The organism is Microbacterium sp. NRRL B-14842, from assembly GCF_050470785.1.
In genome coordinates, this window is sequence record NZ_JBFLUM010000001.1 from 1,769,333 (window position 1) to 1,784,552 (window position 15,220).

The window sequence follows — 15,220 nt, forward strand, 5'->3', positions numbered from 1 at the left end:
GGCGCGTCCGCGCTCCTCGGCACGAGTCTTCCGAGCCGGCGTCCGTGTGGACAACGGTTCTCACCCGGGAAGGGTGATCTCAGTGGCGTCATCCTCGACCGGCTCGTCCGTCTCATCCGCTGCGGAGTCCGGGCGGCGCAGCAGTTCCACGAGGACCGTCAGCACGAGGACGCCGATCGCCACGCCCACGACGGCACCGAAGGTCACAGGGCGCGTCGCCACGAGGATGAGCACACCGATCGCCATCCCCGTGATGAGGATCGCGCCCCGATAGCGGTCGACCGCCCGCCCGAATCGTCCCGTGGATATCCCCCGAGCCTCCGCCGCCTCGCGCAGCGCCCCGGAGCCGCTCTCGGTCGCACCGCGCACCGTCGAGGCGCTGCGGCTCGATCCGGCCAGCCAGGCCCAGAGCGCGATGAGCACGCCGACGAGAGCGAGGGCGACGATGGTGGACCCGAGGAGCGCCGTGAGCTGATCGAAGAGGGATTCGGCCGCCGCAGCCGTCATGATGGACGGACTGACGGCGCTGACGAAGAACCCGCGTCCGATCCCCATCCCCGCGGCGAGGAGCAGGAAGACGACGGCGAAGCCCGCGCTCGTCCAGAACAGCGCCCGCGGCCGGTCCACCGCCAGCAGCACGCCGAGCACGACGAGGCCGAGCACGACCCAGGGCAACCAGAACCCTGCGGCCACCGCGATCTGGTAGACCGTGCGCACCAACGCGAGGGCGTCCGCCTGCACCACCGGGATGGTGCGATCGATCACGGGGATGAGGTCGGCCACGCCGGCCCCACGCTCGGCGAGAGCCTCCTTGACGCGTTCCACGACCGCCCCCACGTCCACCGAGAGCACGCCGTCGTCGCTCAGCTGCAGTGCGGTGCCCGGGTCGTCCTGGAGGATCGCGACGGCACGCTCGTGCGTGAAGCGCAGCGACTCGGCCCAGATGTCGGCGAACTGCGGCGACGACACCACCTCGTGCACGACACCGTCGATCAGCGACGACAGCCCGGACGCGGCCGGTGCTTCCAGGAGCCCGAGGGCGGCTGTGGCACGGGGCGGCAGATCGAGGGCGCGCAGCCCATCGAAGAGCTCTCCGACCACCGCATCCAGGTCGACCTGCTCATCGATGGCGGTCGTCACCTGATCGGCGACGAAGTCCTGGACGTCCGGGTCCTGGGCCAGTGGAGCGAACGTCGCGACGAACCGATCCGCATCGACGAGCTGCAGCCGCGCCCACGTCCCCATCGCCGCGATCGGTGCGAGGAGCACTGCGACGACGAGCACGATCCCGGCGATGATGCTCCGGGCCGAGACCCGGCGTCGAGGGCGACGCAGCTCCTCGTTCTCCTGCTCCAGCGCGCGCAATCGTTCCCGCAGATCGTCGATCTCGCTCATGGGCGCCTCGTCTCGATCGTCGCGGGCGCTCAGCCCAGCAGCTTCTGCTTCGCCGCGGTGAACTCCTCTTCCGTCAGCACACCGGAGGCCTTCAGCGACCCGAGCTCCTGCAGCTTGGCGATCAGGTCGTCCGCCGGTGCGGGCGGCGGGGACGCCGGCGGCGCATACTGCGCAGCCGCGGTGCGGGCCGCGTCGTCCATCTGGGCCTGTTGCTGGGCGGCCTCATACTGCTGCTGCTCGTACTCGCTCTGCGCGCGGCGCTCCTGGTGCCGCATGGCGGCTCCCTGCACCGCGGTCGCCGTTCCGGCGACCACCGCGGTCCGTGCGGCGAGACCGATGAGCCCCGGCCGGCCGAATCTCCGCAAGGGCATGTCATTCACCTTCCTGTTCGAGGATGTCCATCACCGCGTTCACGACGGGAGCCGGAATGCGCTCGGTGCGCAGCACCTGGCCTCCCGCGGCGGCGACATCCTGGGCCAGGGTCCGGGCGAACAGGAGTTCCAGGACCACCACGGCCGCGGATCGTCCCGGTGGCACGACCTCCGCCAGGGCGAGGACGTCGTCCTCGCTCGCGAGTCCGGCGACGATCGGCTCGAGCCCGCCGAGCGCCGGGGACCCGTCGCCCTCGTCCAGTTCGAGGATGTCGAGTTCCCCGCCCGCCGTCCTCGTCACCAGCACGAAATCCAGCACGCGCACGACGCCGCTCGACACGAGGTCGGTCAGCGCCCCGAACGTCGCCGGGTCCGGCCGGTCGCCGTCGAAGCCCACGAGGTAGAACTCGACGGGCCCGAATCGGAACTCCTTCATGTCGCCACCCTTCGTCCGGCACCAGGATGGCACCGCGACCGTGGGGCGCGTAACCCCTCTCACCCGCTCCGGGTGAGAGGGGGTACTCGGGCTCTCGCGCGGCTGTCACCATCAAGGACGGAGCGATGGAGGATCGAGGGCGGTCATGAGAAGCCGGGTGCTGGGCGACGTCGCGTTCGTCGTGATCGAGCTCCGCCGCGAGCACCCGGGACCACCGGTTCTCGAGCCACTCCTGCGGCAGGTCGAAGCAGGCACCCTGCGCGTGCTGGACTTCCTCGTGGTGCGGCGGGACGCCGACGCACACCGCATCACGGAGATCGACGGCGACGACTTCGCGCTCGCCGGTCTCCGCCTGTATGCGCCCGGACTCATCTGCGTCGAAGACGTCGGACACTTCCTCCCCTGGGTCCCCGTCGGCTCGGTCGCCGCCGTGATCCTCGTCGAACAGTGCTGGGACGTCCGGTTCGTCCGCGAGGTCGAGGACGGCGGCGATCGGATCCTGGCGACGCAGGCGATCCCCTCCGCGGTCGCGAACGCCGCCCTGGCGGCGACCCTGGGCGCAGCGTCGTGAGACGGCTCACCGCTCACACCATGGCGTGGACGGCCTCCCGCCGGGACGACACCCCGAGCTTGCGGTAGATCGCGCGTTGATGCGTCTTCACCGTGTTGACCGACACGGAGAGTTCCTGCGCGATCTCCGGCAGCGTGCGCGCCGTCTGCATCTGGTGGAAGACGTCGCGTTCCCGCTCCGACAGCCGATCGGTCACGGATCCGACCGCGTCGACGGCGAGGCATGTCTCGATGAACTCCTCGAACTGCGTGCCGTGATGCACATGCGCCTGCAGCAGCCGGCGCACCGCGACCTCCCGCGGACCGAAGAGCACGACGAGGTTCTCCGCTGACGCGACGGCGAGTGCGGCCTCGCACAGGTCATGCGCGTCCTCCTGGTGGCCGGTCGCCCTCCGCAGCGCAGCCGCGGTGATCAAGGTGGCGGCCTTGACGTACGACAGCTCGGAGGCGCCCCGCAACGATCGCAGCATCTCCAGCGCCGCAGCGTGATCCTCGGCGCGACGCAGGATTCCGGACAGGGCGACGCCCACGAGCGGGAGGTCGGTACCGCTCGCGTACTTCTTCGCGATGCGCAGTGCGCGCTCCCTCCGCCCCACCGCCTCTTCGAGCAGGGCCACCGACGACTCTCGGAACGCCGGCCACGCCACCCCCTGCACGACGTCGATAGGGAGTTCCTGCACGCCGATGGCCGCCCGGCGACATATCGCGGGGTCTCCTGTGAGCGCGGCCGAATAGGCGCCCATCATGCGTGCATGCCCGGCGAGGTCGCGGCCGGATGCGGCTTCCTCCCGTGCCGCGTCGAAGATCCGGACCGCCTCCTCCGCCTCGCCGGACCAGTACGCGACCCACCCCGCGGCGGCCATGGCGCTGCCGCGCGCGAAGGTGTTCCGCGGAAGAAGAGTCTCGCGGGTGCTCTCGGCCTCGGCGAGCACGGTCGCGGCCTCCGTGAGCCGACCGGAGGTGGCGAGGCCATAGGCGAGATGTCCGACAGCGCGGGACGTGAGCTCCCGGTCGCCCGCTTCCTGCGCCTCGCGCGCCGCTGCAGAGAAGTACTCGATCGCGAGGTCCGGCGATTCGCGACTGCGCAGCGCGGTCCACCCCAGCAGGTGGTTGAGCGCCACCCGACCGCCGTACATCCTGTCGTCCTCGGCATCGAGCAGCGCGCGGATCTCGGGACCGGACACCGCCACCTCGACGGACGACTCCGCGAGCAGCAGGCGGACGATGAGGAGGACGGCAGGGGCGGCCTCCCCCGGCGTGCGGTCGAGGAGGGCCTCGGCCCGTCGGCACAGCTCCCGGGCGACACGATGGTCCCCGAGGACATCGCTGGCCCCGGCTCGCACGAGCAGCAGGTGCGGATCGTCCGGGTTGTCGCGCAGGAGAGTCGTCGCCGTCCGCTCCACGTCGCCGGCCGAGGAGCCGACCACGAGGCCCAACCAGTGCCGGAGGAGGATGGCCCTGGCACCGGCGCGATCCCCGGCGCGCCGCGCGTGCGTCACGGCGGCGATCGGATCCGTGTGCTCCAGAGCACGGGCGGCCCGGCGGTGCACGGTGGCGAAACGGGCGGCATCCGTCCGCGCGAGGTCGGCGCACCGACGCGCGAACGCGGGGTGCCACCGGTACGTCGGGCCGTTCGGGCCGTCGAACCGGTCAAGGAAGAGGCCGAGTCGGACGCAGCTCTCCAGGAGGTCGGCGGCGTCCTCCCTCGCCGTCACGAGTGCGGCGGTCTCCGGGGTGAGCTCCGCGCAGGCGGTGCCGTCGAGCACGAAGTCGGCGAGCGCGGGCGGCAACGCGTCCAGCACGTGCTCGCGGACGTACTCGCCGAGGAACGACGCGGCCGTGGACGCGGCCGTCGACGGCAGCGCACCTCCCACGAGGACGAGCCGTACCGCTATGGGCCACCCGCCGGTCTCCTCTCGCACGGCGGTCGCATCGAGACCTCGGGGCGCCGACCGCAGCAGACGACGGATCTCGTCCGTCGAGAACCGGAGCGTCTCCACGCCGACGAACGATCCGGGATGCATGAGTCGATGTCGGGACAGGGTGACCTCGATCAACGTGGTCCCGACGAGGACGAGGTGCAGTCCGTCCGGAGGCTGATCGGCGAGGAGCCCCAGAAGTCCCTCCCGCCAGGACTCGCCGGCACGGTGCGCGTCGTCCACGATGAGGTGCATCGGATGCTCGGCGTCCTGAAGCGCCGCGCAGATCTGCCGGTAGGCGCGCACCGGATCCTCGATATCGCGGCGGACGGCGAACGCGCGCCCCGTGCGCTCGGCGGCGAGCGCCAGCGCATTCACCACCCCGGACGTCAGCAGCGCGGGATCGTCGTCCGAGGCGCTCAGCGTGAGCCAGGCGACGTCGTCGCGCGCCACCGCCCAGGCCATGACCGCCGTCGTCTTGCCGTAGCCGCTGGGCGCGCTGAGAACCGTCACCCCGTCGGCCTCCACGGCCGCCGTGATCGCTGCGGTCACGCGTTCCCGCGGCAGGACGCCGATGGGCGGGGCGGGCGGCCGGAAACGCATCGCCGGTCCCGGCCTCGTGGAACGTACGGGAGGCGGCATGGCAACACGAAACCACGGGCCCGAGCGCCCTTCCAGGGGGTGGGCCCGCAATCACCCGGATGAAAGTGCCGGGGACTACGCTGGCCGCGTGACCTCGCTCCCGACTCCTTCCGGCCCCGCGGCAGACCGCGCGTCCTCGCCCGCCTTGCGGACCTTGCTGATCCTGGCGGCGAGCGCGATCGTCCTCGCCGGCGTCTCGCTGGCGCGTGAGGTCTTCGGTCCCTTGGCCCTCGCGATCGTCATCGTGGTGATCTGCGAACCGATCCGCCGTCCGTTCCAGCGCCCCGGTCGGCCCGCCTGGGTGGGGACGACCGCCGTGATCGTGCTCGCCTACGTGATCCTGCTGGCGATGGCGGCGCTGCTGTGGCTCGCCGGCACCCAGTTCGCCCGTCTGGTCGGCGACCTCGCGTCTCAGGACGGGCTGGTGCGCGCCGCCGATCAGATCGTCGCCTGGTTGCAGTCCCTCGGACTCGATCAGGAGGCGGCGGATGCCGCAGCCTCGGTCCTCGACCCCGAGACCCTGCTCGGTGTGGCGGGGAGCCTGGGCAGCGCGGTGCTCGGAGTCGCCACCGCCCTGTTCTTCGTCTGCGCCTACATCATCTTCCTCGCGGCGGACGCCGCTCGCTACCGGACGGCACCTGCACTCTTCGGCGCCACGCACGGCCCGGCGTTGCAGCGCATCGCCCGCCTGCAGACGGGGGTCCGCCGGTACTACGTCGTCAATGCCGCGTTCGGCGCCGTCGTGGCGATCGTCGACGGCCTCGCGCTCTGGTGGATGGGCGTTCCCGCCCCGGTCGTCTGGGCGATCCTCGCTTTCGTGACGAACTTCATCCCGAACATCGGCTTCGTGCTGGGACTCATCCCGCCCGCGATCCTCGCCTTCGTGGTGGGCGGCTGGCCGCTGCTGCTCGGCGTCATCGCCGTGTACTGCGTGGTCAACGTCGTGCTCCAGGTGCTCGTCCAGCCCAAGTTCGTCAGCGACGCCGTCGACCTGAGCCTCACGCTGAGCTTCTTCTCCGTGATCTTCTGGACCTTCGTGATCGGGCCGCTCGGCGCCATCCTCTCCATCCCGCTCACCCTGCTCGTGCGCGCCCTCGTCCTGGAGGGCGACCCGGGCTCCACGTGGGTGCGCTGGGTGAGCGGCGACCGCACCGCCCTCCCGGCGCCGGCTCCGACCCCTGAGCCCTCCGCGGTGCCCACCCGACGCCGCTTCCGACGACGCTGACGCGGCGCGGGCGACTCTTTCATCCGAAATCACCAGGGCGAGGCTCTTCGTCCCTCTGGTCGTCGGCTGCCGTCGATGCCATATTGAAGCCGGAACCATCCATCGGGCGGGAAGGGAGACCGGATGCCGCGTCCGCTCGCGGGCCTGACCCGACGCAACCTCGCGACCGAGCTCACCGCGGGAGTCACCCTTCTGGCGATCGCCATCCCCCTCAACATCGGATACGCGCAGATCGCGGGGCTCCCCGCCACCGCCGGACTGTACGCGCTGATCATCCCGACCGTCGTCTATGCGCTCGTGGTGTCGTCGCGTCAGCTGGTCGCCTCCCCCGATGCCGCCGCCGCCGCGCTGGTGGCCTCCTCCATCGGCGGGCTCGCGGTCGCCGGGAGCGCCGACTACGCCACCCTCGCCCTCGCCCAGGCGATCCTCTGCGGCGGGATGTTCCTGCTGCTCGCCGTCTTCAAGCTCGGGTTCCTGGCGAATTTCCTGTCCAAGCCGATCCTCGTCGGCTTCGTCGGAGGCCTGGCGCTGGACATCATGGTCAGCCAGATCGCGAAGATGCTCGGCGTGAAGATCGACTCCGGTGCGGAGTTCGTGGACAAGGTCGTCGCGCTGGTCACAGGTCTCCCCTCGCTCAATGGCTGGTCCGTGCTCCTCGCCGCCGTCTCCGTCGCGGTGCTGCTCGTCGGACAGCGCTACCTCCGCGCCGTCCCCTGGGCGCTGATCGTGCTCGTCGCGACGACCGTCGTGGTCGTCCTCACCGGCCTCGACGGACGGGGCGTGGATGTGCTCGGCGAGGTCCCCGCCGGCCCTCCCGCGCTCACCTGGCCGGTCATCGACTGGTCGCTGTGGCTCGCCCTCATCCCCTCCGCGATCGCCCTGACCCTCGTGACCACGGCGGAGGGCCTGCTCGTGTCGCGCTCGTACTCCGAGAAGCACCGCTACCCGTTCCACGCCAACCGCGATCTGCTGGCGTTCGGCGTCGCGAACGTCGCGGCCGGCGCTCAGGGCAGCTTCGCGGTCGGGTCCTCGACCTCGCGCACCGCCGCGATGGACCAGGCGGGCTCGCGCACGCAGCTCCCGGCGCTCGTGCTCGCGGTCGGGACACTCCTGCTGCTGCTCTTCGGCACCGCGCTCCTCGCCGACATCCCCTCCCCGGCGATCGGCGCCATCGTCGGCGTGGCGATCATCCCGCTCCTCGGCATCCGCGACTTCATCCGGCTGTGGCGGCTGGATCGGTTCGAGTTCGTCATCGGTGCCGTCTGCTTCCTCGTGACACTGTTCGTCGGGTCGATCGCGGGAATCGTCGTGGCCTTCGTGCTCGCCCTCATCAATCTCGCGCAACGCGCCTCCCATCCGGCGATCGACGTGCTGGAGACCTCGGGCGACCCCGGGGAATCCCTGTTGGAGGATGCTCCGACCGGCACGACCACCGCACCGGGGGTCATCGTCGTCCGGCTCGCGGCCCCGCTGTTCTTCGCGAACGGCGCTGTGTTCTCCGCGGCCGTGAAGGACGCGGTCCGCACCGCGGGCCCCTCCGCCGTCCAGCATGTCGTGATCGACATGGAAGCCGTCACGGACGTCGACGTCACCGGAGCTGAGGCCTTCCAGGCGCTCCGGGAGTGGCTCGACACCCAGTCGATCTCGCTGGCCTTCAGCCGCGTCCGTCCGAACACTCTCCGCCGCCTCCGCACCCTGGGCCTCCTCGACCGGGAGACCGTCTACGCGACCAACCGCGCGGCGATCACCGACCTCTCGCCGACCGATGCCGCCTCGCCGGCTCCGCACAGGAAGGGCAGCTGAATGGGTGCCGTCATCGGGGAGATCCTCCCCCTCGCCGTGGGTGTCGCGATCAGCCCCGTGCCGATCATCGCCGCGATCCTCATGCTCCTGTCCCCGAAGGCGCGGGTCACGAGCATCGGGTTCCTCCTGGGATGGATCGTGGGCATCGTCGCCGCGGTCACCGTCTTCACCCTGCTCTCCGCCGTGCTTCCGGAGGAGGATCCCGACGCCTCCCGGCCGATCCGCGGCGTCATCCAGCTCATCCTCGGCCTCCTGCTGCTGGTCCTGGCCGTCGGTCAGTGGCGCAAACGCCCGAAAGCGGGGCAGTCCGCGGCCCTGCCGTCATGGATGAAGGCGATCGACACGATGTCGTTCGGCACCGCCCTCGGTCTCGGGCTCCTGCTGTCGGCGGTGAACCCGAAGAACCTCCTCCTGGCGGCCGGCGCCGGCGTCGACATCGGCAGCGCGTCGCTGGACGGGGGCTCCACGATCCTCGTGATCGCCGTCTTCACGCTGATCGGGGCATCGACGGTCCTCGTTCCCGTCATCGGCTATCTCATCGCCGCCGCACGACTTCGCGCGCCGCTCGACGCCCTGCGCGGTTGGCTCGCCGCCGAGAACGCGGTCATCATGGCCGTGCTGCTGCTCGTCATCGGCGTGTCCATGATCGGCAAGGGCATCGGCAGCTTCTGAGCACAGCGTCCGGCTGGCAGAGGAGATCACCCGGATGAACGCGGCTCGCATCCGTGACCACGGCGCCGGCGCGGCAGTACTGTGCGGGGAAGGCGGTTCGGCAGAGATGAAGGAGATGGACATGGCCCGTGACTTCCAGGGCAGGATCGAACTCGACGTCCGCGATTCGGAGGCCGACTGGGAGGCCTTCCTCCCGGCGAAGCCACGAGAGGGAGCACCCAACGTTCTCGTCGTCCTGTACGACGACACCGGCATGGCGGCGTGGTCCCCGTACGGCGGACGCATCAACATGCCGACCATGGATCGCCTGGCGCAGAACGGTCTGACCTACTCCCAGTGGCACACGACGGCGCTCTGCTCGCCGACCCGCTCGACGTTTCTCACCGGGCGCAACCACCACCTGAACGGCTTCGCGACGATCTCGGAGTCGTCTACGGGGTTCCCCGGATACAACTCCCACATCCCCGACTCGAACACGACCATGGCCCACGTCCTGCGCGACGCCGGCTGGTCGACGTTCTGGGTGGGCAAGAATCACAACGTCCCGATCGACGAGTGGACGGCCGGCGCCTCCAAGAAGCACTGGCCGCTGGCGCAGGGCTACGACCGCTTCTACGGCTTCATCGGCGGTGAGACCAACAACTGGTACCCCTCCCTCGCCGAGGACAACCACTACATCGACCAGCCCGCCCTCCCTGAAGACGGCTACCACCTGTCGAAGGACCTCGCCGATCAGGCGCTGTCGATGATCCGCGACGTCAAGCAGACGGAGCCGGACAAGCCCTGGTACCTCTGGTTCTGCCCCGGCGCGAACCACGCCCCGCACCACGCCCCGCAGGAATACATCGACAAGTACAAGGGCATGTTCGACGACGGCTACGAGGCGTACCGCGAGTGGGTGCTGGCCCGGATGATCGAGAAGGGCATCGTCCCGGAGGGCACCGAGCTCACCCCGCTCAACCCGATGCCAGAAGGCTCGTTCTCGGCCGCCGACGAAGTACGCCCGTGGGACTCCCTGGATGCCGAGGAGAAGGCGATGTTCTCGCGCATGGCCGAGGTCTACGCCGGATTCAGCGAGTACACCGATGCCCAGGTCGGCCGTATCGTCGACTACCTCGAGGAGTCGGGACAGCTGGACAACACCCTCATCATCTACTGCGCCGACAACGGCGCCTCCGGAGAGGGCAGCCCGAACGGCTCGGTCAACGAGGGCAAGATCTTCGGCGGGTACCCGGACGACGAGGCCGAGAACCTGCGCATGGTCGATAAGCTCGGCTCCCCCGACACCTACAACCACTACCCGACGGGCTGGGCCGCCGCCTTCTCTACGCCCTACAAGATGTTCAAGCGCTATACCTACCAGGGCGGCGTCTGCGATCCGTTGGTGATCCACTGGCCGGCCGGCATCAGCGCACGTGGAGAGGTCCGTCATCAGTACCACCACTCCACCGACATCGTGCCGACGATTCTCGAGGCCTGCGGCGTCGAGTTCCCAGAGGTGTACAACGGCATCGAGCAGACGCCGTTGTCCGGCGTCTCGATGGCGTACTCGTTCGACGCGGCGCCGGAGGCACCCACGGAGAAGGAGACGCAGTACTACGAGATGTTCGGGCAGCGCGGCATCTGGCACCACGGCTGGAAGGCCGTCACCGTCCACGGCCCGATCAGCGGCACGGGGCACTTCGACGAGGACGAATGGGAGCTGTACCACACCGACGTCGACCGCGCCGAGGCCGTCAACCTCGCCGCGGAGCACCCGGACAAGCTCGAGGAGCTCAAGGCGCTCTGGATGGAAGAGGCGAAGGCCAACGCGGTGCTCCCGCTGAACGACCTCCAGATCATCGGGAACCCGAAGGACTTCGAGACCTTCGTGGCGATGGAGTTCCATCAGCCCGCGCCGCCCTCCGGCCGGTTCGTCTACTATCCGGGGACCAGCGAGGTGCCGGAGCGGTCGGCGGCGAACACCCACGGCGTCTCCTTCAAGATCGCGGCGGAGGTCGAGTTCACGCCCGACACCGAGGGCGTCATCTTCGCGCACGGCTCCCGGTTCGGCGGCCACGCTCTGGTGGTCAAGGACGGTCAGATCCATTACGTCTACAACTTCCTCGGGATCCCGCCGGAGGACCGCATCTCCGGCCCCGCCCCCACTTCCGGGAAGCACATCATCGGGGTCGATTTCGTCAAGGAGGGCATGGGCGAGTACCGGGAGGGCGTCGGGCCCGCGCGGCTCTACATCGACGAGGAGAAGGTCGACGAGAAGCAGATCCGCACGGTCCTCGGTCACTTCTCGCTCTGCGGGGAGGGCCTGACGATCGGACGGGACAGCGCCGACCCGGTCTCGTCCCTGTACGGATACGGATTCGACTTCCGCGGCGGGAGCATCGCCCAGGTCGTGTTCGACATCGCCGACGACGCCTATCTCGACCTGGAGGCGCACCTGGCGGCCGCCATGGCCCGCGACTGACGACCCGGCGGCCGCCCCGGTCCTCAGAGCAGTCCGAGGGCCTGGGCGGCCGCCGTCACCCCGTCGCGGTCCGAGACGCCCAGCTTGCGATAGATGTTGCGCACGTGCGTCTTCACCGTGTTCGGCGAGATGTACTCCTGCTGTGCGATCTGGCGCAGCGTGGCGTTGCGACTCAAGGCGCTCAGCACGATGCGCTCGCGCTGCGTCAGCTCCTCCTCGACGAGGACCCCGGCGGCGGCGAGCCGCTCTCGCACCCGATCGGCGAAGTGCGTGCGCGCCCCGACCGTCGCCCGGGCCGCGAGCAGCCGCGACACGACGGGTCCCGCTTCGGCGATGCGGCGCACATGGTCCTCCGGCTCCGCGAGGGCGAGGGCGGTCGCGAGCGCCAACTGCGCCCGATCCGGCTCCCCGTCGTGCACGTCGAGCTCGGCTTCCACCAGCCACGCGTCGATCATCGACGCAGGAAGCAGACACGGGGTCGCCCCCTCCAGCACCGACGCCAGCGCACCCCGGGCGATGCCGTCCCGGCGGTCGTGCACGGCGGCGATCGCGCGGAGCACGAGCACATCCCCCGTATCCCCGAGCGCGTCCTCCATGTCGGTGATGAAACGGTCGCGGAGCGTCGGCTCCCCCAGCCGGTCGAAGGCATGGACGGCGAAGGGCGCCATCATGGCGTACCAGTGCGGCGGAAGCGGCAGATCATCACGGGGGGTCAGGGTGTCCAGGAGCCGCACGGCCGCCTCGCGGGGATCCGCGGACCGGTCCGCCTCGAGCAGCCCGCGCATCCCCTGCAGGCCCCGCGCGATCGCGGTCTCTCCGCCGTCGGCGATCACCCGCGCCGCCGTGTGCAGGGTCTGCGCCTCGTCGATGGTCTGCATGCCCTCGTAGGGTGCCCAGAAACGCCAGACCCGCGTCACCTCGAAGAAGGGATTGTCCGGCTCGTCGAACTCGTGCCAGCGGTGCTCGAGAGCGGCTCCCGCGACGATGGCGTCGCGGAGCCTCCCGCGGAACAGCACGCTGGTGGCGAGGACAGCTTCGGCCTGCAGCTCCGCCGCGCGCGCCCCGATCGCTCGCGCGAGATCCCCCGCGAGTCGCGCGGTCGCCTCCGCCTGATCCAGCCGTCCGATGTAGAGCTCCGCCGTCGCGGCCTCCAGGAGGGCGTAGGTGTCGAGCTGCTCCTCTTCGCTGAGGCCGCGGAGGGCGGCGCCCGCCCCGTCGAGCGCCTCGGCGATCCCGCCCCGGCACAACGCGGTGTGGAGTTCGATCCCGTGCCGCCACCGACGGTCGACGTCGGACTCCCCCGCGTCGACGGACGGCACGATCACGGCGGCCGACGGGTCCCCGCAGGACAACTCCGCCGCGGCGATCAGCATCCGCACCGTCGGCACCGATCGCAGGGCAGCCGGCAGCTCCCCCATCACCTGCCGCACCGCGTCCGCGCGGCCGTCCAGCACGAGCTGCATCCCACAGCGCCGCAGGACGCCGGTCGTGCAGGCCGTCTCCCCACCGCGGACCGCGTGCCGCAACGCGAGGAGAGGCTCCTGTCGGGCGGCGAACCAGTCCGCCGCCCGACGGTGGAGCTGCTCCTCTCGGTCGGGGCCGCCTTCCCGCAGCCGGCCGAGGAGGAACTCCCGCAGCAGTGGCGGATAGTGGTAGCGGGGCGGGTCCGCGGCGTCGGGTCCCGCGAGCACGGTGAGGCGGAGCAGCCGGTCGATCAGGGCCGTCACGGCCCCGGCTTCCGAGAGCACTGCGGCGAGTTCGGCGGTGAAGGTCTCCACGACCGCCGTCGCCTCCAGGAAAGACCGGAGCTCGCCGTCCAGGTCGCCGAGGACCTCCTCGACGAAGTAGTCCGCGACTTCGGGGGCGTCTCCGCGGAGCGGACGGGAGAGCACGGTCTGCGCCCCCGCGGCGTCGAGCATCATGAGCTGCAGGCCGGTCGCCCATCCCTCGGTTCGGGAGAGCACGGAGCTGATCTCCCCCTGGGAGAGCCGGATACCCCGCGTGCGGAAGAACGCCCTGACCTCGGTCGGGTCGAACGCGAGCGCGCGGGCGTCCAGTTCGAGCGCCACCCCCGCGATGCGTCGACGCGCCAGAGGGATGGCTCTCGTCCCTCGTCCGGAGAGCACCACGTGCACGTTGCCCGGGGCGTTCTGCACGAACGTCGAGATCAGCTGCGCGGTCTCCTCGTCCTCCACACGGTGCACGTCGTCGACGACGACGACGATGCGCCCCCTCGCCTCGCTGAGGGCCCGGGCGAGCGCCCGCGCCGTGGCCGCGGACCGCAGGGAGGACACCTGGGACAGCGCGTCCTGCAAGCCGGGATCGTCGATCCGCTCGAGGGCCGCACGCACGAGCGGCAGGTCCGCCTCCCCGCGCTCCAGCGCCACCCACACGAGCGCGATCTCCGCATCGGCGCGGAGATCCTGCGCCCACTGCAACAGCAGCCTGGTCTTCCCTGATCCTGCCGGCGCGCTCACGAGCGTGAGCGTCCACGGCCCGTCCATCGCGGCCGTCAATCGCGAGAGCAGGCGCTCTCGACGGACCTCGCCCTTCACCGCAGCAGGTAGGGGACTCTCGTCCGTTCCCGCCCTCCGTACATCGTGCAGCACTCGAAACCCCCCGATTTCGATCTTGCTCCCCCTCGCGGGCAGTCTATTGCAAGGTGGGAGCGGTCCCGCAAGAGGTATCGCGGACCGGGCTCACTCGGTGACGCCGGCGCGCACCGGCCGTCGGATCGCCAACAACGCCGGCACCAGCGCCCCGAAGAACAGCGCGAGGGCCACGCCCAGGAACGTCTCGAGGGTCCGCTCCAGGAAGCGCGCGGTCGGCGACTCGGCCGATGTCGACAGCAGCAGGGTGAGGACAAGGAAGGTCGTGAAGGCGGGGGCGACGTACCACCGGCTCTCCTGCACCGCGCCGAGACACCCCAGCGCGACGCCGATCGCGAGACCGATCACCGCACCACTCGGAGACAGCAACGCGAAACCGGCGGCCGCCAGCGCTCCGATGAGCACCGACGCCGCCCGACCGACGCTGCGGAGGACGAGCTGCCCGCGCACGGGACGCATCACGAGCAGCACGGCGCCCGTCGCCCAGCCCACGTGCTCGACCCCGGTCGCGAAGCCGATGGCGGCCGCCGTCCCCGCGGCGGCGCCCAGGAGAATCCCGTAGATCAGCAGGGCTCGCCCCTTGGGCATGGCCGCCGGGGCGCGCGCACCCGCCCCGTGCTCCGGCCACAGCAGCGCGATGAGCCACGCGTAGATCGAACCCGTGACGATCGCGCCCGCCAGAAGGAGCGTCGTCGAAGACAGGGGGAAGCTCAGACCGATCCCGACCATGGGCAGGACAAGGGTCAGAGCGAGCTGTCCGGCGCGCTCCCGCGCGGCGAGCATGCTGGCCAGCACCGCCAGCACGGCCAGGGCGAGCACGGCGAAGATCGGTACGAGGGAGAGGGTGGCGCCGAGCAGGAGCCCCAGCGCCACCAGCGCCCCCAGCACCGGGATCGCCGAGCGGGCCCGCCGCCGCGGGGGCAGTCCGATGACGGCCGCGGGCAGTACCCCGATGCTCAGCGCCAGCGCGAGAGCGGGGTCGAACGGTGCGACCGCGATCGGAGGCACGGCGTACAGGACGCCGAGACCGAACCGCGACCACCGCCACGTCAGTCCCCCGCGCGCCGCCATCATCGTCTCGCTCTCCGGTTCCGGCTGCGGTCGGGCATGCTCT

At 70.7% G+C, this 15,220-nt stretch carries 11 protein-coding genes; 5 read left to right on the forward strand and 6 right to left on the reverse strand.

The window, feature by feature from the left end; all coding sequences use genetic code 11:
• Window positions 1-60: 60 nt before the first annotated feature.
• The 3 genes from AB1285_RS08860 to AB1285_RS08870 are packed head-to-tail and all read right to left on the reverse strand — an operon-like array spanning window position 61 to window position 2,202.
• Window positions 61-1,395 (reverse strand): hypothetical protein, encoded by a 1,335-nt coding sequence (locus tag AB1285_RS08860; RefSeq protein ID WP_187663788.1) that lies wholly within the window; start codon window positions 1,393-1,395, stop codon window positions 61-63.
• A gap of 29 nt (window positions 1,396-1,424) precedes the next feature.
• Entirely contained in the window at window positions 1,425-1,766 is a 342-nt protein-coding gene (locus tag AB1285_RS08865) for an SHOCT domain-containing protein (protein ID WP_187663787.1), read from the reverse strand.
• 1 nt (window position 1,767) lies between these two features.
• On the reverse strand, window positions 1,768-2,202 hold the full coding sequence (locus tag AB1285_RS08870) for a DUF6325 family protein (protein WP_280565924.1): 435 nt from the start codon (window positions 2,200-2,202) through the stop codon (window positions 1,768-1,770).
• A gap of 145 nt (window positions 2,203-2,347) precedes the next feature.
• Here AB1285_RS08870 and AB1285_RS08875 point away from each other — a divergent pair, with 145 nt between their 5' ends.
• Window positions 2,348-2,773 carry a DUF6325 family protein gene (locus AB1285_RS08875; protein ID WP_187663785.1) on the forward strand — a complete coding sequence of 142 codons (426 nt, stop codon included), beginning with the start codon at window positions 2,348-2,350 and terminating at the stop codon, window positions 2,771-2,773.
• 13 nt (window positions 2,774-2,786) lie between these two features.
• On the opposite strand, the gene AB1285_RS08880 is transcribed toward AB1285_RS08875, so the two are convergent.
• Entirely contained in the window at window positions 2,787-5,294 is a 2,508-nt protein-coding gene (locus AB1285_RS08880) for a LuxR C-terminal-related transcriptional regulator (RefSeq protein ID WP_429977463.1), read from the reverse strand.
• A 127-nt stretch (window positions 5,295-5,421) separates the two neighbouring features.
• Between AB1285_RS08880 and AB1285_RS08885 the strand changes: the two genes are divergently transcribed.
• From AB1285_RS08885 to AB1285_RS08900, 4 genes are all read left to right on the forward strand, one after another.
• Window positions 5,422-6,558, forward strand: coding sequence for an AI-2E family transporter (locus AB1285_RS08885; protein WP_232089217.1), 1,137 nt, complete (start codon window positions 5,422-5,424; stop codon window positions 6,556-6,558).
• 123 nt (window positions 6,559-6,681) lie between these two features.
• Window positions 6,682-8,361, forward strand: coding sequence for a SulP family inorganic anion transporter (locus AB1285_RS08890; protein WP_370428755.1), 1,680 nt, complete (start codon window positions 6,682-6,684; stop codon window positions 8,359-8,361).
• Window positions 8,362-9,033, forward strand: a complete 672-nt coding sequence (locus tag AB1285_RS08895) for a GAP family protein (RefSeq protein WP_370428754.1) — start codon at window positions 8,362-8,364, stop codon at window positions 9,031-9,033. It abuts the gene before it with no gap.
• Between the two features lie 121 nt (window positions 9,034-9,154).
• Entirely contained in the window at window positions 9,155-11,497 is a 2,343-nt protein-coding gene (locus tag AB1285_RS08900) for an arylsulfatase (protein WP_268776501.1), read from the forward strand.
• A gap of 23 nt (window positions 11,498-11,520) precedes the next feature.
• Here AB1285_RS08900 and AB1285_RS08905 read toward each other — a convergent pair whose 3' ends face one another.
• Both AB1285_RS08905 and AB1285_RS08910 read right to left on the reverse strand, forming a co-directional pair.
• Entirely contained in the window at window positions 11,521-14,106 is a 2,586-nt protein-coding gene (locus tag AB1285_RS08905; RefSeq protein WP_429977464.1) for a LuxR C-terminal-related transcriptional regulator, read from the reverse strand.
• A gap of 90 nt (window positions 14,107-14,196) precedes the next feature.
• Window positions 14,197-15,180, reverse strand: a complete 984-nt coding sequence (locus tag AB1285_RS08910) for an FUSC family protein (protein ID WP_370428752.1) — start codon at window positions 15,178-15,180, stop codon at window positions 14,197-14,199.
• Window positions 15,181-15,220 lie beyond the last annotated feature (40 nt).